At 59.6% G+C, this 17,409-nt stretch carries 17 protein-coding genes and 1 tRNA gene; 13 read left to right on the top strand and 5 right to left on the bottom strand.

The genetic code is table 11. The features are described 5' to 3' along the window. Nucleotides 1–16 precede the first annotated feature (16 nt). From GVI59_RS09370 to GVI59_RS09410, 9 genes are all read left to right on the top strand, one after another. Nucleotides 17–1,522, top strand: a complete 1,506-nt coding sequence (locus GVI59_RS09370; RefSeq protein ID WP_173574028.1) for a glycosyltransferase family 39 protein — start codon at nucleotides 17–19, stop codon at nucleotides 1,520–1,522. A gap of 87 nt (nucleotides 1,523–1,609) precedes the next feature. Next, nucleotides 1,610–2,848: a flagellar motor protein MotB gene (locus GVI59_RS09375; RefSeq protein ID WP_173574029.1), complete on the top strand. Its 1,239-nt coding sequence runs from the start codon at nucleotides 1,610–1,612 to the stop codon at nucleotides 2,846–2,848. Between the two features lie 51 nt (nucleotides 2,849–2,899). After that, a complete protein-coding gene (gene motA, locus GVI59_RS09380) occupies nucleotides 2,900–3,766 on the top strand; it encodes a flagellar motor stator protein MotA (protein WP_173574030.1) in 867 nt (288 codons plus the stop codon). A 25-nt stretch (nucleotides 3,767–3,791) separates the two neighbouring features. Then, entirely contained in the window at nucleotides 3,792–4,307 is a 516-nt protein-coding gene (gene greB, locus GVI59_RS09385) for a transcription elongation factor GreB (protein WP_173574031.1), read from the top strand. Nucleotides 4,308–4,376: 69 nt separating this feature from the next. Then, on the top strand, nucleotides 4,377–5,357 hold the full coding sequence (gene gshB / locus GVI59_RS09390) for a glutathione synthase (RefSeq protein WP_173574032.1): 981 nt from the start codon (nucleotides 4,377–4,379) through the stop codon (nucleotides 5,355–5,357). Between the two features lie 757 nt (nucleotides 5,358–6,114). Next, nucleotides 6,115–6,861: a class I SAM-dependent methyltransferase gene (locus GVI59_RS09395; RefSeq protein ID WP_173574033.1), complete on the top strand. Its 747-nt coding sequence runs from the start codon at nucleotides 6,115–6,117 to the stop codon at nucleotides 6,859–6,861. Nucleotides 6,862–7,046: 185 nt separating this feature from the next. Continuing rightward, nucleotides 7,047–8,312 (top strand): hypothetical protein, encoded by a 1,266-nt coding sequence (locus GVI59_RS09400; RefSeq protein WP_173574034.1) that lies wholly within the window; start codon nucleotides 7,047–7,049, stop codon nucleotides 8,310–8,312. After that, nucleotides 8,309–9,265: a heme o synthase gene (locus GVI59_RS09405; RefSeq protein WP_173574035.1), complete on the top strand. Its 957-nt coding sequence runs from the start codon at nucleotides 8,309–8,311 to the stop codon at nucleotides 9,263–9,265. Before GVI59_RS09400 ends, GVI59_RS09405 begins: the two co-directional genes overlap by 4 nt. After that, nucleotides 9,262–9,402, top strand: a complete 141-nt coding sequence (locus tag GVI59_RS09410) for a hypothetical protein (protein ID WP_173573997.1) — start codon at nucleotides 9,262–9,264, stop codon at nucleotides 9,400–9,402. The genes GVI59_RS09405 and GVI59_RS09410 overlap by 4 nt, the downstream gene beginning before the upstream one ends. Nucleotides 9,403–9,521: 119 nt before the next feature. On the opposite strand, the gene rlmB is transcribed toward GVI59_RS09410, so the two are convergent. Further along, on the bottom strand, nucleotides 9,522–10,352 hold the full coding sequence (rlmB, locus tag GVI59_RS09415; protein ID WP_194299089.1) for a 23S rRNA (guanosine(2251)-2'-O)-methyltransferase RlmB: 831 nt from the start codon (nucleotides 10,350–10,352) through the stop codon (nucleotides 9,522–9,524). Nucleotides 10,353–10,470: 118 nt separating this feature from the next. Between rlmB and GVI59_RS09420 the strand changes: the two genes are divergently transcribed. Beyond that, nucleotides 10,471–10,556 (top strand) — tRNA-Tyr (locus GVI59_RS09420). 206 nt (nucleotides 10,557–10,762) lie between these two features. Here the strand turns inward: GVI59_RS09420 and GVI59_RS09425 are convergent. Further along, nucleotides 10,763–11,407 carry a 2OG-Fe(II) oxygenase family protein gene (locus GVI59_RS09425; protein ID WP_173574036.1) on the bottom strand — a complete coding sequence of 215 codons (645 nt, stop codon included), beginning with the start codon at nucleotides 11,405–11,407 and terminating at the stop codon, nucleotides 10,763–10,765. Nucleotides 11,408–11,585: 178 nt separating this feature from the next. On the opposite strand from GVI59_RS09425, the gene GVI59_RS09430 reads away from it, so the two are divergent. Next, nucleotides 11,586–12,989, top strand: a complete 1,404-nt coding sequence (locus GVI59_RS09430; protein ID WP_242013039.1) for a glycosyltransferase family 87 protein — start codon at nucleotides 11,586–11,588, stop codon at nucleotides 12,987–12,989. On the opposite strand, the gene GVI59_RS09435 is transcribed toward GVI59_RS09430, so the two are convergent. From GVI59_RS09435 to GVI59_RS09445, 3 genes are all read right to left on the bottom strand, one after another. Next, nucleotides 12,980–13,894, bottom strand: a complete 915-nt coding sequence (locus GVI59_RS09435) for a prephenate dehydrogenase/arogenate dehydrogenase family protein (RefSeq protein ID WP_242013052.1) — start codon at nucleotides 13,892–13,894, stop codon at nucleotides 12,980–12,982. The two genes, GVI59_RS09430 and GVI59_RS09435, sit on opposite strands and share 10 nt — an antisense overlap. Next, a complete protein-coding gene (locus GVI59_RS09440; RefSeq protein ID WP_242013040.1) occupies nucleotides 13,894–14,949 on the bottom strand; it encodes a lysylphosphatidylglycerol synthase domain-containing protein in 1,056 nt (351 codons plus the stop codon). Before GVI59_RS09440 ends, GVI59_RS09435 begins: the two co-directional genes overlap by 1 nt. 129 nt (nucleotides 14,950–15,078) lie before the next feature. Continuing rightward, entirely contained in the window at nucleotides 15,079–15,216 is a 138-nt protein-coding gene (locus tag GVI59_RS09445) for a hypothetical protein (protein ID WP_173574039.1), read from the bottom strand. Between GVI59_RS09445 and hpnA the strand changes: the two genes are divergently transcribed. Both hpnA and GVI59_RS09455 read left to right on the top strand, forming a co-directional pair. Further along, entirely contained in the window at nucleotides 15,215–16,210 is a 996-nt protein-coding gene (gene hpnA / locus GVI59_RS09450) for a hopanoid-associated sugar epimerase (protein ID WP_173574040.1), read from the top strand. The two genes, GVI59_RS09445 and hpnA, sit on opposite strands and share 2 nt — an antisense overlap. Nucleotides 16,211–16,222: 12 nt before the next feature. Then, on the top strand, nucleotides 16,223–17,377 hold the full coding sequence (locus GVI59_RS09455; RefSeq protein WP_173574041.1) for a glycosyltransferase: 1,155 nt from the start codon (nucleotides 16,223–16,225) through the stop codon (nucleotides 17,375–17,377). Nucleotides 17,378–17,409 lie beyond the last annotated feature (32 nt).

The following is a 17,409-nucleotide window of genomic DNA, read 5'->3' on the forward strand; positions in this document are numbered from 1 at the left end:
CGCCCAGAATGTTGCGGTGAGTCTGCATTCTGTGCGGAAGGCGTTTTCCCGTCTTCCGGCCTCTGTTCTGGCGTACCCGTTCGTCAGTCTGGGTGTGCTCACGGTCCTGCGTCTGATTCTGGCCGCCTGTCTGCCAGTCACCCCGGACGAAGCCTATTACTGGACGTGGTCGCGCAACCTTCAGGCCAGCTACCTTGATCATCCTCCGATGGTGGCGTGGTGGATATGGATCGGAGCGGCGCTCTTCGGCGATACCGGGCTTGGCGTCAGGCTGACAGCGCCTTTCGCTGCCGCCTTCGGGACCCTTCTGACTGTTCTGGCCTGTCGGGATTTTCAGGCCGTCCTGTTGCGTGACGGACCGTTTGCACGGGTGGTGAATCCGTGGGTCGTCGGTGTGCTGCTCAACGCCACGTTGGCGCTGGCGGTGGGCGCGACGGTCATGACGCCGGACACGCCTCTGCTCTTTTTCATGGCCCTGCTTCTCTGGGCTGCAGGACGGCTGGTGCGGACCGGCGATCTACGCTGGTGGCTGCTGCTTGGCGTCAGTGCCGGGCTCGGGTTCGACAGTAAATACACCATGGTTCTGCCAGTTGCTGGTCTGGGTTTGTGGTGTCTGCTGTCCTCACAGCGACTGAAACAGCTTCTCACTCCCTGGCCCTGGCTGGGTGCGGCAATCGGCCTGTCTCTGACATTCCCAGTCGTCTGGTGGAACGCCACCCATGGCTGGGCCAGTTTTATTCGGCAGGGTGGTCGCACGGGCGACTGGCAACCCTCTCGTGCCCCCGGATATCTTGGGGAACTGCTCGGTGGCCAGATTGGATTGCTGACGCCGGGCATCTTCCTGCTCTCCGTGGTGGCAGTGATTGCTGCATTTCGTCGGCGCACAGATGTGGATCGTCTGCTGCTGTGCCTGATCTGTGTGCCAGCGGTGGTTTTCGTTCAGCATGCTTTGGGTGACCGGGTGCAGGCGAACTGGCCCGTTCTGATTTATCCGGCTCTGATGTGTCTGATCGTCCTGCAGGCGGACCGGCGTTGGAAAGTCGCTGCCGGTCTCGGTTACGTCCTCTGGGGTCTCCTGCTGTGTCAGACCACAACCGGATTTCTGCCGCTGAACAGGCATTTTGACGTTGCTTTGCGACAGGGTGGCGGCTGGCCGATTTTCGCCGAAAATGTTGCGCAACAGTCTGAGGGGGCGGCTTTCATTGCCTCTGATGAATACGCTCTTGCTTCTGAACTGGCTTTCCATCTGCCTGACCGCATTGTGCTGGGCGCCGAGCCGCGCTGGATGCTGTTTGATCTGCCGACATGGTCCTGCAGGACGGGCTGGGGGTTATTGATACGGAATGGACGAAGGTCCTTTCCACAGGGCAGCCCCTGGGCTTCCCTTGGAAAACCGGCAGGCATGATCGTGCGGTCTCGCGGAGGGCGCGAAGCGGAGCGATACAATCTTTACCGGATCGCTTGCCCCATCCCGGCTGTTCCTGCGGCGTGGTTACGGAAACTCCCGGCTGCATCGCACTAGCCAGACCGGCAAGACGACGACCTCACTCTTTTGTTAAGCGTGTTTTAAGCCCCTTCCGCCAGCATGGCCGGACGGTTGGAGAGGCAGATGCCACGTAAGAACGGGGACAACAAAGCGCGAATCATCGTCGTCAAACGCGGTGGTGGAGGCGGTGCAGGGCATCACGGTGGTGCCTGGAAGATCGCCTATGCAGATTTCGTGACCGCCATGATGGCGTTCTTTCTTGTGATGTGGCTGATCAACGCCACCACGGAACAGCGCCGTCGCGGCATCGCCAATTTCTTCAATCCCATGGCGACAACGGGTGACGCGGCTGCACAGACCCCAAGCGGTCCGGGGAAATCCTCCTCTGTCGTGCAGGGAGATGCAAGTGATGCAGGGCATGCGACCGGGGCGGATATGTCCGGAGAGCAGGCGGCCCAGCAGATGGAGATGTCCCAGAAAGTGCAGATTTCTCACGTCGAGAAAAACGCCATTCTTCCGCCCGGCATGGTCAGTGACGCCAAAAAAAGTAAAGAAGCTGAAGTGGGTGGAGTGGGGTCCGGCGTTTCCGTCATAGTCGGTAAGGAAACCTCCGGCGCGGGAAATGATGTTCGCACACGCGGTGTTTTCGCGGTGCCCAATCCGGCCTTCCCTGATCGCAGTATTGGTAAGGTCGTGTCGATCACGCCGGCTCTTCCCCGTATCGTGCCGGTAGGTGGTGAAAAGAACGGTGCGACCACGTCTCTTGGTGACGGCGGAAACGCCGCCGCCGAGAAGGAAGAGTCTGATCTTCAGCAGGACAGGAAGCAGATTGAGCAGGCGCTGGCACAGGATCCGGCTGCGGCCCAGTTAAAGTCGCAGATTTCGGTCGATGTGCTTCCGGTCGGGCTGCGTATCCAGCTCGCGGAGAGCAATCATAACCCCATGTTCGACACCGGATCGGCACGTCTGAACGAGCGGGCGACGCACCTGCTGCAACTGATCGCACCGTATCTGACGGCCATGCCGCAGAACTTGTCCGTCTACGGTTACACGGACGGTGCTCTGTACAAGAAAAAGGGCGCTTCAAACTGGACGTTGTCTGCGGCACGGGCAGATTCCGCCCGGGAAGTTCTGTCGGCGGCAGGTTTCCCCGAACAGCGGCTCGCTGAAGTCGTGGGGCGCGCTGCTCACGATCTGGCTGATCCGGATGACCCGGCCGCGGCTGTAAACCGGCGCGTGGTTCTCGTGTTGCACCGGGATCATGAAGTGAAATTGCCAGACGACGCATCTGCTCAGTCGGCAGACGGCGAACAGTCGCCTCCTGCTGCGGGTGCAGCAGCTCAGACGCCAAAAACACAGTGACGATTATACGGCGCGGTAAAATTATCCGGCCTTGAGACGAGGATAGACTAGATGTTGTTAATCGGTGGGCTGGTGTTTCTGCTGGTCTGTGTGTTCGGATCGTTTGCAGCATCGGGCGGCGCAATCGGACCGCTGATCAAGTCCATGCCATTCGAGCTGATCACGATTCTTGGGGCAGGCATCGGCACGTTCGCCATGGCCAATTCGATGTCGGACCTGAAGCATGTGCCGGGGGCTCTGAAGACGGCGATCAAGGGACCAGCTTTTGGTCGTCAGGATTATATTGATCTTCTGGGGTTACTGTTTTTCTTTGCGCGACTGGCCCAGACGCAGGGCGTCATGGCGCTTGAGTCCCATATCGAGTCACCTATGGAGAGCACGGCTTTCGCCGCCTATCCCAAAATTCGCGACAATGACCGAGTCCGTAATCTGATCTGCGATTATCTGCGCATGATCAGCATGAACATGGATGACGCCTTTCAGTTCGACGAAGTCATGTCCCGTGAACTGACGAAGAATCTCAAGGAAGACTCCCATGTGGCGCACGGTCTGCAGACACTCGCTGACGCCCTGCCTGCGCTGGGCATCGTTGCGGCCGTGCTCGGCGTCATCAAGACCATGGGTTCCATCAGCAAGCCGCCCGAGGTTCTCGGTGAAATGATTGCCGGTGCGCTTGTCGGTACCTTTCTCGGCGTGTTGCTGGCTTATGGTATGGTTGGTCCACTGGCTGGTCGTATCCAGAGTGTTGTGGAAGAAGACGCCCGTTATTATGACCTGATCCGGGCCGTGCTGGTCGCTTATCTGCAAGGGAACCCTGCGCAGGTCAGTGTCGAGATCGGCCGGAAAGACATACCAATGCATCTGATGCCGAGTTTCCAGGAGATCGATACCGCGATCAATGAACTCTCCATCGGATAGGACCGATGAACAGGGTTGGGACCGCGTGGCGCAAAACGAAAAGACTGACCGGAACGGAGACCTCGCCCGTTATGTGACACCGGGCGGCCTGCGTGTGATGCGGGATGAGCTCTCGCATCTCATGCGTGTTGAGAGACCTTCCGTTGTGGAAATCGTTTCTTGGGCTGCCGGAAACGGCGATCGTTCTGAAAACGGGGACTATATTTACGGCAAGAAGCGGCTGCGTGAGATTGATCGGCGTATCCGCTTTCTGACGAAGCGTGTGGAAACGGCCATTGAGGTGGATCCTGCGCAGCAGGCCCGGCGTGACCGGGTGTTTTTTGGCGCGACGGTGACATATGCCGATGAGGGTGACCGGGAAATAACAGTCACTATTGTCGGAGCGGATGAGGCGGTGTCTGAAAAACACGAAATCACCTTGCTGGCTCCGGTTTCGCGAGCGCTCCTCGGTCGCGCTGTCGGGGATGAGGTCACACTGCACACTCCGCGAGGTGCGGAGTTGATCGAAATCATATCCATCACATATCCACCGGCATCCTGACTCCGTAAGCGTTTTGTTTGCGAAGGGAAGTGCTTTAAGAGTTTTGCTCTGAAAAAGGAGTTTGGGCTGATGCGTTCTGGGCTTGATGTTGCTGTGCAGATGGACCCTCTCGAAGGGGTCGATATCAATGGTGATTCAACATTCGCCCTGATGCTGGAAGCTCAGGCCCGTGGGTATCGTCTGTTTGTCTATGGCGTGGAGTCTCTGGCGCTGCTGGAAGGGGGGCAGGGAACGAAGACCCGTCTGACTGCTTCCGTAAGACCTGTCACTGTGCGTCGCGAGAAAGGCAATCACGCGACATTCGGGGAAGCCGAGCGGATCGATCTGTCGCAGATGGACGTGATCCTCATGCGTCAGGATCCGCCATTTGACATGGCCTACATTACGGCGACCCATCTGCTTGAGCACGTTCACGGAGTCGGACCGGGCAAGGCGCTGGTGGTCAACGATCCGCGTTCTGTGCGTGACTCCCCTGAAAAGCTGCTTGTCACGCATTATCCTGAACTCATGCCGCCGACTCTGGTGACGTGGGATGTCGGCGAGATCCGCGCTTTCCGGCAGAAGTGGAAAGACATCATCGTCAAGCCGCTCTTCGGTAATGGCGGTAGCGGCGTTTTCCGCATTCGTGAGGACGACCAGAACCTCAACGCACTTCTTGAGATGCATTTTGCCCGTTCGCGGGAGCCTCTCATGATCCAGCGCTACGAAGCGGCTGTGCGGAAAGGCGACAAGCGGATCATTCTTGCGGACGGCAAGCCCATCGGCGCGATTAACCGCGTGCCTGCGGAAGGCGAGGCGCGGTCCAACATGCATGTAGGTGGTGTGGCGCAGCGTGTGGAGTTGACCCCGCGCGATATCGAAATCTGCGAGGCCATCGGACCGATGCTGAAAGAGCGCGGGCTGATCTTTGTGGGGATTGATGTGATCGGTGACTGGCTGACGGAAATCAACGTGACGTCACCGACGGGTCTTCAGGAACTGGAGCGATTTGACGGCATCAATCCCGCAGGACTGTTGTGGGATTGCATTGAGAGCCGCCTGTCCGCCTGATGGGCGGCGTATCCTGATCCAAAGGATTCTGTGTTCAGACGTAAAAACTGAGCACGGAAATACTTTGTAAAATATTGGATGGGAGAGCGGTATTCATGCTGCTCCGCGCAATGTTGAAGCGCGTGCTCGCCGGAACAAATCCGTCATAGGTCCAACAGACCTGCCTAGGGACGTCTGCTTCGTTATACAGACGATTGACGGAGCAAAAGACAGTAGAGTCTCAGGAGTTATTCTCTTCTTTGTCGGTTTTACGAAAGCGTTCCAGATCAAGTTTATTGTCGAGCCATCGGTAGATTGGGGTCTGCCAGTAAAATATGAGCATTATTGACCAGATCACTATTGAGGCGATGATAAGGAAAATATTCAACTCTTCTCTCCGGTAACGTCATGTATTGCCATCTGTTGAGCTGCAGCCTGCATGACACGTGCATAAACGTCTTTGGCACAATAACATTAAGAGAAAGAAGGCGCTGTAAAAAGGGTGTTGGAAACAATCCTGAACTGTGGCCGGAATCCGGAGACATATTTTTCTGTCGATGTGCGGCCGGACAGCATATGCAGAATACGGCGGCCACTCTGAGAAAAAATGCTTTTGTAAGGGGATGACAGGGGAGTGGAGCCCGACATCTTTCTTCCGTGGGCTTGGTCGTTTCCGTCTCGTGTGGCAATGTGCCGCGACAATACTGAGCACGACCGTGTTTTTACGATGCCCTGGTCGTGTCTCAATGTTCAACCATTGGGCAGCAGATAGGGCGTAATGAGCGAAGTTTTGCAGGATGTCCGCAGCGAAACGGCGGAAGGCGTCTCCCATATGGAGGAAAATCACGGGCCTCGTGTGGCGCTGGATGCTGATGCTGTCAGGGCCGCATATCGGCGTTGGGCCGGTGTCTATGACACCGTGTTCGGTGGTATTTCGGCCTTCGGGCGGAAAAGGGCTGTCGCGGCGGTAAATCGTTTGCCGGGCTCCCGCGTGCTGGAAGTCGGGGTCGGCACGGGTCTCGCTCTGCCGCATTACACGGCGAGCAAGCGGATCACCGGTATCGACCTTTCGTCCGATATGCTGGCCCGTGCGCGTGAACGCGTGCGTCGTGACCATCTCAGCAATGTTGACGCCCTGCTGGAGATGGATGCCGAGGACACGCGCTTCGCCGATGATTCGTTCGATATCGCCGTGGCGATGTTCGTGGCGTCGGTCGTGCCGCACCCCCGTAAGTTGCTGGCCGAACTGAAGCGCGTGGTTCGTCCGGGTGGATATATCCTGTTTGTGAATCACTTCCTCGCCCCGACCGGTGTGCGCGGCGTGATCGAACGCGGCATGGCCCGGGCGTCCCATTCCCTTGGGTGGCATCCTGATTTTGCCATGGAAGCCCTTCTTCCTCCGGAAGATCTGGCGCGTGCGCGGATTGAACCCGTTCCTCCCGCCGGACTGTTCACGCTGGTCACGCTCGAACACGAGGTGGCGACAGCAGAAGCGCCGAAGAGTCAGGAAAAAGTCGTCGCCTGACTGCGTGTCGCGCCGGAACTGGCGCGCGCTGCAAGCAGGTCTGCGTGCTGCCCGGCGGGTAACAGAGCGCTTTTGATTGACGGTGATTTCCGTTAGTCTGCTCGGGTTTGTAGCGTTGACGATTGGTCTGGCTGATCGTCACGAACCAAGACCAAAGCCCTGATGAACGAGAGACGTGGACGCTGATGGCCGTTGTGACTTCTGCCCAAACTCAAGCGGTCAGCCGTCGTAGCGGGCTGTCTCCCTATGCCGCCGCTGCCGGTTATCTGGCTCTGTCAGTGACGGTAGGCGGACTGGCCGGAGCGGTCGCGCTTGCCAGTCAGCTTCATGTTCTGCCTGCCGGGCTCGAAGCGAGGATGGCGGATTTTCACCCAAGCGCCATGCTGCTGTTTGTCGGTATTCCCGCTTTTCTCGGTGCCTTTGGTCGCCTCTTTCTCGCACGTGACCTGATGCCGGGCGGAGTGAGGGAGCTTCCTTTCCTTGATGGCGCTGCTCTCGCAGTCATGCTGATGGCCCTCCTGATGTTTCTGAGTGGAGCCTCGCAGGCTGATATGTTCGGCATGGGGCTGTGGAGCATTGGCGCCATCCTCATGTCCGCCTCCACGCTGGCGATCATTTGTGACTCGCGGGCTGGGGCAGGCATTGTTGCCCCCCGAGGGCAGGAGAGGGTGAGTGGGCTTGTGCCTTTCTCTCTTTTTGTCTGGACACAGCTTTGCGCCGCTCTGGGGCTTCTTCTTGCTGCGCCAGTGCTGGCGGCAGGAGCGACACGGGCGCTTCTCGGCGCTTCCGATGTCATGCCGCGCTTTGAAATGCCCGCAACCCTGATTGTGCTGGTTTCTGCGTTCGGTTTGGCTGCCAGAGTATTTGATGGGATTGCTCCGGTCGGACAGAAACTGAAGGCAGTTGCTGTTGCTGTTCTCGCTGTGGTTGCGATTGGCGGCCCGGCTGTGTGGGATCGTCTGGCGTTTGTGCATGCAGATCCTGCTTATGCGCAGAAAGTTGGGACATTTCTTGCTGCTGTTGCAGCGATTGCTTTTACCGGCATCTGGATTCGCGCTCTGTGGCGTCAGGCCGTGACGCTGCGAGTGGCCATTGATGTGCCGGTGTTGTGGGTTTCCGGCTTCTTTGTGTTGCTGGCTGCTGGCTGGATGGGCTCAGGCGTGCATACGGCGGTTCTGAATGGCGCCGTGTTCGTTCTGTTCGGCGGGTTCTACGCCTGGCTGAACGACCTGACGAAGGGACATTATTCCCGGAATTCCGCCAGAGTGCAGTTCGGTCTCATGTTCTTCGGTGTGCTGGTTTCCGACAGCAATACAGGACTGGGGCAGGCTCTCGGTGGCGCGGCAATGGCGGTTTCGCTTGGCGTGCTGGCTTTTGTGCTGCTGGACGTGCTGAGCGCAGGCCGAAAGGTTGCTGCGGGTGAGGTCGCCATGCAGGAGATTCGCCGATGAGCGGGGCAACTGCGGAAGTCCGCCCCGCTCGCGTTCGCTTTGACGCAGCGCGGGTCGGGACAAACGCGAAGGACTGGGTTCAGCTTCTCAAACCACGTGTGATCTCGCTTGTGGTGTTTACGGGGGCTGCCGGTCTTTACATGGCTCCGGGCCATATGAATCCCCTGATGGCGGCGATCAGCATCCTGTGCATCTGCCTCGCTTCCGGCGCGGCGGGCGCCATTAATATGTGGTACGATCGCGATATCGACATCATCATGCAGCGGACAGCGACACGCCCGATTCCGGGTGGGCGTATTCCTGCTGATGAAACGCTGGCTTATGGGCTGGGACTGTCGGTTTTCTCGGTGATCCTGATGTGGCTGGCGACGAATACGCTGGCAGCCGGAATTCTGGCGTTCTCCATCTTCTTCTATGCCGTGATCTATACGATGTGGCTGAAGCGTTCGACGCCGCAGAATATCGTCATTGGTGGCGCGGCAGGCGCCTTCCCGCCGATGATCGGCTGGGCTGCGGCGACCGGCTCGATGGATGTGATGCCGGTGGTGATGTTCTCCATCGTGTTCCTGTGGACGCCGCCGCACTTCTGGTCGCTCTCGCTCTATGCCTGCAAGGACTATGGGCGGGCGGGTATCCCCATGCTGCCAGTGGTGAAGGGAGCCCGCCATACACGCTGGAACATCCTTGCTTACACCATCATCCTGCTGGCGGTGTCGCTGGTGCCGTCCTTCATGCATCTGAGCGGGATGCTCTACACGGTGACTGCGCTGGCGCTGGGGCTTGGATTCATTGCCTGCGCTGTTCGCGTGCTGCTGGAGAAGCAGGATGCAAATGGCGTCAGCCTCAATGGAGACAGGGCCGCGCGGATTTCGTTCCGTTTCTCGCTGGCTTATCTATTTCTGCTGTTCTGTGGTCTGCTGGCTGACCACGCCCTGACATGGTGGATGTCATGATGACCGTGCCGACCGATCTGACTGAAGTTGAGCAGACTGAACTGCTCCGCCGCCAGCGTGGCCGGGTGATCAGCCTTGTCGGCTTTACGCTGGCGATGGTGCTGGTGGTCTATGTAGTGGCGCTGATCCGCCTGTAAAAACCAGTCAGGCGGCTGAGGCTGACCGTCTTTTTTGAATAAATCGGGATCAAAGGGACTGCGTCCCTCTGTAGGGGCGGGGCAGAGCCCCGCAGCAGAATTCGCTTCCTGCCGTTCCCTTAACCCGCTCTCACCAGCTCATACAGACCGATTGCCGCCGCCACGGAGACGTTGAGGCTTTCCATCGTGCCCGGCATGTGGAGACCCGCGATTTCGTCGCAGTTCTCGCGGGTGAGACGACGTAATCCATCACCTTCCGAGCCAAGCACCAGAGCGGCGCGACGGCCTTGCAGACTGCTGCCTTCAAGACGTCCACCCCCCGCATCAAGTCCGACAACCCAGCAGTCATTCTGCTTCAGGGTTTCCAGACAGCGGGCAAGATTGACCACCCGTACCAACGGCACAACTTCAAGAGCGCCTGAGGCGGCTTTGGCCAGAGCCGCGCCTTCTTCAGGTGCGTTACGATCCTGCATCACAACGCAGGATGCGCCGAAAGCGGCTGCTGAACGCAGAATCGCGCCGACATTGCGGGGATCTGTCACCTGATCGAGCACGAGGACCGGTCCCGGACGTTCAAGTGCATCCTCGATGGCGACGGCTTCCAGCGGCTCAACCAGCACGGCGACGCCCTGATGCACGGCCTCTGCGCCAAGGAGCGCGGTGAAGCGGGCCTTGTCGCCACGTTCCACATAAGAGGGCAGGGGCACCGACAGACGCCGCGTGAAATCCTCCTGCGCTTCGGCGGAGAGCAGAACACGCTGAACCGTGCGGTGGGGATTTTCCAGCGCAGCCTGACAGGCGTGCACGCCCGCGATCCAGTAGGGGCCGCCGGGCTTCTGTCTGTTTCTGCCGTGATGGCGTGGGCCGCCGCGACGGGCTTCCCCATGATCACGGGAATCGGACTGTGGCTGTCGGGATGAGTGAGGGGAGGTCTGTCGAGGTGTGCGCATGAGGGCTGCTATACGACGGGTTGCGTGCCGCCGTCATCAGGTCTGACGACAGGAATGAAAGAGAAACTGCCAAACCGGTTGACAGGCAGCGTGAACACCCTTAATTCCTCGGCCCAACGGAAGGGTGCCCGAGTGGCTAAAGGGGGCGGACTGTAAATCCGCTGGCGTACGCCTACGTTGGTTCGAATCCAACTCCTTCCACCATTTTTTTGAAATATTTTGAGTTTTTCAGCTGTCTGTCTGATGGCGGAACGATGCTGTTCAGCTTGTGGGCTTATATGTCTGCAACATTGCGTGGTGTGATCTCACAAAAAACGGGATCAAAAAGGACCGTGTCCCTTTTATGAGGATCGGGAAAAGTTCCACGAAGCACGCGCAACCTTCCCCGAACACCGCCGCCCATCAGATCATCAGGCCGCGAAGGAAAACTTCTTCGCCAGAGCGGACAGTTTATGACGGCGCAGTTCTGAACGCGCTTTTGCGCCGGCTTCCATGTAATTGAGCTGGATCGTATAACGCGGACCCACATACTGCCGATGACCGTGCCAGGTCGTCGGACCATTGGGGAAGACGAGCAGCGTGCCGTTCACCGGCGGCACTTCCACAGCGAAATCTTCGACATCGTCAGGGCCGTTCAGCAGGCGCAGACAGCCTTCCTGACGTTCGAACGCCGCTGATGGCGGGTTGAGATAGAGAAGAACCGTCACGCGCTTGGCGGTGGAATCGCAGTGAATGCGACCATCTTTCTCCCGTGTGCGTCCACGGATGGTCAGCATGGTGGGCGCGTCGTCGAGATCAAGGCTGAACTTCCGGGCAATGATCTTTCGCAGTTCCGGACCTTCAAGCTGCGTGATGAGATTCTGCATGAGCGGCGTCAACGTCAGGGCTTCAGGAGGGAAGGAGCCTCCCGAAGCGATCTGCGGCAGGGATGTCTGAAGGGCGGCCAGTTCATCCTGCGGAATGAAATGCTCAACGGCCACATGCGGAAAGGGAGTCTTTTCGACCGGCTTGGCCGTCAGGGCGGCAAAATCAAGATTCAGGGCGGCGACAGTCATGATCCGGGACTCCTTGACCTCGTCATGTCGGAAGAGGTCGGGTTCTGTCTTTGTGAATGATGCATCATATGTCTGCGCCATCAGCATGTCACATGGACGTGTCCTCTTTTATCCCGCGATGCGATGACAGGATTAAAAATCATCACCCGATGCGGTGTAGTCTGCGGGAAGCAGTGATTTGTTAACCTTTCTGCCGGATGGTGCCGGAAAATATCATCGCATCAGGCAGGATATGGACAGGCGGCCAAAGAGACTGAAAGCGGCGCTCGGGCGAGCCTTTCTGCAGGCCGGATGGCTGACCCGTGGGCGGGCGCTGGCTTACTGCCGCATTCTCGGTTTCTACGGATGGGGGCTGTTTCTTTCCATCATCGTGATTTCTCACTGGGGCACCGATTTCGAGGGACAGCCGATCTGCGCCGATTTTGTCAGCTTCTGGGCGGCCTCCCGACAGGTGCTGGATGGGCATCTGGCTGACGTATATGACAGAGCAAAGCACCATCTGGTCGAGCTTTCCGCGTTTCCCGGTCTCTCCTTCGGGAACTTTGCTTTCTACTATCCCCCGACCTTTCTTCTGGTCTGCGTGCCGCTCGCGCTGGCGCCCTATCGTCTTTCCGTCGCGCTGTTTCTGATCCTGACCGGAACGGCGTTTGTGCGCGCGCTGCGTCGACTGCTGCCACAGCGTTGGGCGCTTCTGCCCATTCTGGCCTTTCCGGGGCTCGTGGTCGGAGTGGCGAATGGACAGAACGGCCTTCTTACCGGTTCATTGTTTGGCTGGGCCATGGTGCTGCTGGCGGAGCGCCCTTTTGTGGCGGGGCTGTGCCTTGGTGGGCTGGTGATCAAGCCGCAACTTCTGGTGGCGGCGCCTGTCGTCCTGCTGTGGGCCCGGCGCTGGCGGGCCGTTGCCGGAGGAATATGCTCCGGTCTGGGCCTGATAGCGGCGTCATGGTTCGTTTTTGGCGCTACCAGTTGGGATGGTTTCCTGCATATGAGCCACGAGGCTCAGGGGGCATTCTCGCACGGCTATGTCCAGTCATGGAAAATGCAGAGTGTCTTTGCCGCCGCGCATCTGCTGCATGCGCCTGCATGGCTGGCTTATGGTGCGCAGATAACGGCGGCGGCATTCGCTCTCAGTCTTGCCGGGTGGCTGGCGGCGCGTCTGCGCAGGCGTGCTAATGATCTTGGTGAGGGGATGACTGCATCCGGGCAGGTGGCGGTGATGATCGCCGCGATGCCATTCTGCTCACCGTTCCTTCTGGATTATGATCTCGCCTGTCTGGCGTTTCCTATGGGATGGCTGCTGTTGCAGGCCCAGCGGACCGGTTGGTGGTCCGGTGAGAAATTCGTCCTCTTCCTGGCTTATATCTATCTGCTGGGGGCAAGGCTGTTTGCTGAACTGACGCATGTCGGTCCAACCCCCTTCATCTGTGCGGCTCTGCTATTTGTGCTGGCGCGTCGCATCGCGCCGGACATGTGGTTGCATCTCAAGCAGATTGTCGTGTCGAAGAAGGCGGGCTGGTTCAGCCGGAGACAGCCTGATGCTGCGCCTGTGGCCACGCGGAACAATGGTGGCGTTCAGGCCTGACGGTTTTCCAGCAGGCTGCGTCGGATACTGCGGCCGCGTTCGATGCGGTCCACGATGTAATCGGAATCGCCCCAGCGGATTGCCCGGGCCATGGCCTGAGCGTCTTCCAGAAAGCGCGACAGCATCTCCAGAATGGCTTCGCGGTTGGACAGGAAGATGTCCCGCCACATGATGGGGTCTGAGGCGGCGATTCGCGTGAAGTCGCGGAAGCCGCTGGCTGCGAACTCCAGCACTTCGGAGCGGGTTTCATCGGCCAGATCATCCGCTGTGCCACAGATGGTGAAGGCCAGCAGATGCGGCAGATGGCTGACGATGGCGCACACCCGGTCATGATGTTCCGGCGCCATATCCCGCGTGCGGGCGCCGCAGAGCTGCCAGAGGGTCCTGACCGCTTCCACACTGTCCGATGGCGCGCTGTCTGGCAGCGGTGTCAGCAGGCACCAGCGATTATCAAACAGCGTGGCGAAACCGGCATCCGGGCCGGAATATTCAGTGCCGGCCATCGGGTGCGCCGGAACATAGGGGATGTCCGGGCGGAGGAAGGGGCGGATGGCTTCGATGACCGCCACCTTGGTCGAGCCGGTGTCCGTCAGTATTGCACCGGGTTTCATCGCGGGTATGACTGTGGCGGCGACTTCTCCCATCGCGCCGACCGGGACGCAGAGCATGACGCAGTCGGCATCGGCGACAGCGGCAGCCGCATCGCCCGTGACCTCGTCGGCAATGCCGAGTTCGCGCACGCGCTCACGAAACGCCGGGTTGATGTCCACGGCCACCAGTCGTCGGGCAATTGTCCTGTCGCGTCGGGCGCGATGCAGCACGGAAGCGCCAATAAGGCCGGGACCGATGACGACCAGCGTGTCGAACAGGGGAACAGGCGCATCGGAAGAATCGGTCACAGGCATCATCCTTCCGTCGTGTCTGTCAGGGCGTCGGGCAGCCGGTCCGGCAGAGTGCGTGTCTTGGTTTGCGCCGTGCGGGTTTTCAGCGCCCGCATCTCCGAAAACTGCCACCATACCAGCATGGGGATGCCGATGCTGATTTCCCGACCACGACGTAGCAGGGACAAGGCGAGGCAGAGGGAGGCGTCCAGTCCGAAAGCGTGGCCCAGCGTCATGTAAGCGCCTTCCTGCACGCCGAGCGCGGCGGGAACGAGGAAGGAGGCCGACATGAGGCCGCAGGTGACACCTTCAATGGCGATGGCGTCCGGGAAGCTCAACGACGCACCCATCAGGTAAACGGTGAGCCAGAGAACGCCTGCGCTACAGATCCATCCGACCAGATGAATAGCGGCGGAGGCGGAAATCCGGCCGGGGCGCGACCAGGCCCGCTCCATCCAGTCCTGCAAGGTTCCAGCGCCGTCCATGACCGTCGTCTGCCACTGGCCGGCGATATGCTTGCCGAGCAGGCGCACCGTGCGTTTCACCGCCATTCCGCCGCGCTGCTGGGTCCAGATGAAGCCTGTAGCGCCCGCCGTGAGGAGAAGAGCGCCGATGATCACTGGTTTGACCAGCGGATTGGATGCGCTGCCGACGGCCAGAAGCGTCACGGCCAGCAGGATGAAGACGATCTGCCCCAGCACTTCCGTCGTGATGTCGACCACATTGGCGCAGGCGGCTTCCGGCCATTCGATGGAAGATGTTTCCACGGCGTGATGACGGCTGGTGGCGCGGATCCCGAGCACGATGCCTCCCAGCTGGGAAAAGGGGAGACAGGTCGAGGCGGCGTCCCGGATCATGCGGGCGACCATCAGGTGCCTGTAGGTCATGGAAGGGAACGCCGCATACCACGCGCAGCCGAGAACGGCGTCCACGGCCAGTTGCGCAAGAATCGTCAGGAGGAAGCCCGCGATGCCGATCCGGGAGACAGCCGCCACGACTGAGTCGAAGCCATTCCACGCCATGGCGGCGGTGATCGCGGCGAGACCGAGAAGGGTGAGAAGGATGGTAAGTTTTTTCAAGAGTATCAGACCATCCGTCGGTTGTAGCTCATGGCTTCGGCCGGACGCGAGGCGAATCTGTCCGGAAAAGATCGAAATAGGAGGTCCGGCACGGCATGTGCGACCCTTCTCCAAAACAGGGCGAAGTCCTTACACCACCCAGCCGGGATACGCCAGTGTGGCAGGGTTGCGGGCTTTTATCGTGTCCCTCTGGCCTAAACCATATTCCTCAGGATAAAGCAGAATGACATATTTTGACCATGATGCCTGAGGGGAAAAGGATTTCATGACCGCGCCAACTCTTGTGACAGGTGCTACCGGTTTCGTGGGCTCCGCTGTGGCTCGCGTGCTTCTGGCGCGTGGTCATGCCCTGCGTCTGATGGTCCGCGCCGGGAGCGACCGTCGCAATATCGCCGATATGCCGGCCGAACTCGTGGAAGGCGATCTGTCCACGCCCTCCAGTTTCGCCAAGGCGGTCGAAGGGTGTCGGTATGTGTTTCATGTCGCGGCGGACTACCGTCTGTGGGTGCCCGATCCAGCTCCGATGATGGCGGCGAATGTCGAGGGCACCCGTCTGCTCATGCAGGCTGCGCAGGCGGCCGGCGTGGAAAAGGTCGTTTACTGTTCTTCCGTCGCAGCGCTGGGTCTGATCGGTGACGGCACGATTTCGACGGAAGAGACGCCCGTCAACGAGCACTCTGTCATAGGCATTTACAAGAAATCGAAATATCGCGCCGAGCAGGAAGTGCTCCGCATGGTGCGGGATCAGGGACTGCAGGCCATTATCGTCAATCCGTCCACGCCTGTCGGCCCCCGCGACATCCGGCCGACGCCCACGGGTCAGATGATTCTCGACTGTGCTGCGGGCCGGATGCCCGCTTACGTCGATACAGGCGTGAACATCGTGCATGTCGATGACGTGGCGGAAGGTCATGCGCTCGCTCTGGAGCGGGGCGTCGTCGGTGAGAAATATATCCTTGGCGGCCAGAACTACCTGCTGGGCGACCTGTTCCGCATGGTTGCCGAAATCGCGCATGTGAAGCCGCCGAGGATTGTGCTGCCTCAGGAGGTGATCTGGCCGGTGGCGATCGCTTCGGAGTGGCTGTCCCGCAAATTCGGTATCGAACCCCGTGTGACGCGGGAGATGCTGGCGATGTCGCGGAAAAAGATGTTCTTCTCCTCGGACAAGGCCATTCATGAGCTCGGCTACGCGCCTCGTCCGGCGTATGACGCCGTCAAGGACGCGATAGACTGGTTCCGTCAGGCTGGTATGCTGAAATAAGAGCGGGGACGTATGCTGGTTTATCTCGCCGCTCTCTCGGCGCTGATCTGGGCCGCCCTGCTCGGCTTTCATGGACGATTCTGGCAGTCGGGGCCCATTCTGCGTCCCGGCAGGGAGCATAAGACGCTGCCTCCCGTCAGTGTGGTTGTCCCAGCACGGGACGAGGCCGAATCCATCAAAATCTGCCTCTCATCCCTTCTGACGCAGGATTACGCGGGACAGTATCGTATTGTGCTGACCGACGATCGCAGTGCTGACGGCACGGGCGATCTGGCGCGTTCGCTGCCGGACCCACAAGGTAAACTGACGGTTCTGAACGGGCAGCATCGTCCCGATGAAGCCTGGAGCGGCAAGCTCTGGGCCGTCGAACAGGGAGTGGCGCATGTCCGGGCGGAATGTCCCGAAGATGAGGGCTACATCCTTCTGACGGACGCCGATATTGAGCACGACCCGGCTCATGTCTCCACGCTGGTTGAAAAAGCCGAGCGTGAAGGGCTCGATATGGTGTCCGAGATGGTGGAGCTGAACTGTGTCAGTTCCGCCGAAAAGGCGCTGGTCCCTGCCTTCGTGTTCTTTTTCGCGCTGCTTTATCCTTTCGCCAAAGTGGCTAATCCCAAAAGCCGGACGGCGGCTGCGGCGGGCGGCACGATCCTGATTCGTCGTTCCGCGCTGTCCCGCATTGGCGGTATTGCTGCCCTGCGTGGTGCTCTGATCGATGACTGCACGCTGGCGGCGCACGTCAAGCGTTCGGGTGGACGAATCTATCTTGGGCATTCCTGTCTGGCGCGTTCGATCCGGCCCTATCCGCATCCACGCGATATCTGGCGCATGATCGCCCGCACGGCTTACGTCCAGCTGCATTATTCCCCGCTGTTTCTTGTCGGAACCGTGCTCGGGATGCTGCTTGTCTGGATTCTTCCCGTCTTTCTGGCGCTGTTTGGAAAAGGACAGGCTCGCAAGCTGGCGGCGCTGGCGTGGATGGCGTCGATGGCGTCCTACGTGCCGACCTTGCGACGTTTCCGCATGTCGCCCTTCTGGGCGCTGCTGCTGCCAATCGTTGCGATTTTCTATACGGCTGCGACGGTCGGATCGGCAGTGGATCACCATCGCGGTCGCGGAGTGAGATGGAAAAATCGGGCTTATACCGAAGCCACACACGCCGGATGATTCTGGCAGGCTGAATCTCTTCGCTTGAGAGG

It is taken from the genome of Acetobacter sicerae (genome assembly GCF_011516765.1).
In the GTDB taxonomy this organism is placed as follows: Bacteria; Pseudomonadota; Alphaproteobacteria; order Acetobacterales; family Acetobacteraceae; genus Acetobacter; species Acetobacter sicerae.

Bases quoted from the DNA above. Each gene is read 5' to 3' on its own strand.
- GVI59_RS09375 (WP_173574029.1), top strand. From the start codon at position 1,610: ATGCCACGTAAGAACGGGGACAACAAAGCGCGAATCATCGTCGTCAAA.
- motA (WP_173574030.1), top strand. From the start codon at position 2,900: ATGTTGTTAATCGGTGGGCTGGTGTTTCTGCTGGTCTGTGTGTTCGGA.
- gshB (WP_173574032.1), top strand. From the start codon at position 4,377: ATGCGTTCTGGGCTTGATGTTGCTGTGCAGATGGACCCTCTCGAAGGG.
- GVI59_RS09395 (WP_173574033.1), top strand. From the start codon at position 6,115: ATGAGCGAAGTTTTGCAGGATGTCCGCAGCGAAACGGCGGAAGGCGTC.
- GVI59_RS09400 (WP_173574034.1), top strand. From the start codon at position 7,047: ATGGCCGTTGTGACTTCTGCCCAAACTCAAGCGGTCAGCCGTCGTAGC.
- GVI59_RS09405 (WP_173574035.1), top strand. From the start codon at position 8,309: ATGAGCGGGGCAACTGCGGAAGTCCGCCCCGCTCGCGTTCGCTTTGAC.
- GVI59_RS09410 (WP_173573997.1), top strand. From the start codon at position 9,262: ATGATGACCGTGCCGACCGATCTGACTGAAGTTGAGCAGACTGAACTG.
- rlmB (WP_194299089.1), bottom strand. From the start codon at position 10,352: ATGCGCACACCTCGACAGACCTCCCCTCACTCATCCCGACAGCCACAG.
- GVI59_RS09425 (WP_173574036.1), bottom strand. From the start codon at position 11,407: ATGACTGTCGCCGCCCTGAATCTTGATTTTGCCGCCCTGACGGCCAAG.
- GVI59_RS09435 (WP_242013052.1), bottom strand. From the start codon at position 13,894: ATGCCTGTGACCGATTCTTCCGATGCGCCTGTTCCCCTGTTCGACACG.
- hpnA (WP_173574040.1), top strand. From the start codon at position 15,215: ATGACCGCGCCAACTCTTGTGACAGGTGCTACCGGTTTCGTGGGCTCC.
- GVI59_RS09445 (WP_173574039.1), bottom strand. From the start codon at position 15,216: ATGAAATCCTTTTCCCCTCAGGCATCATGGTCAAAATATGTCATTCTG.
- GVI59_RS09455 (WP_173574041.1), top strand. From the start codon at position 16,223: ATGCTGGTTTATCTCGCCGCTCTCTCGGCGCTGATCTGGGCCGCCCTG.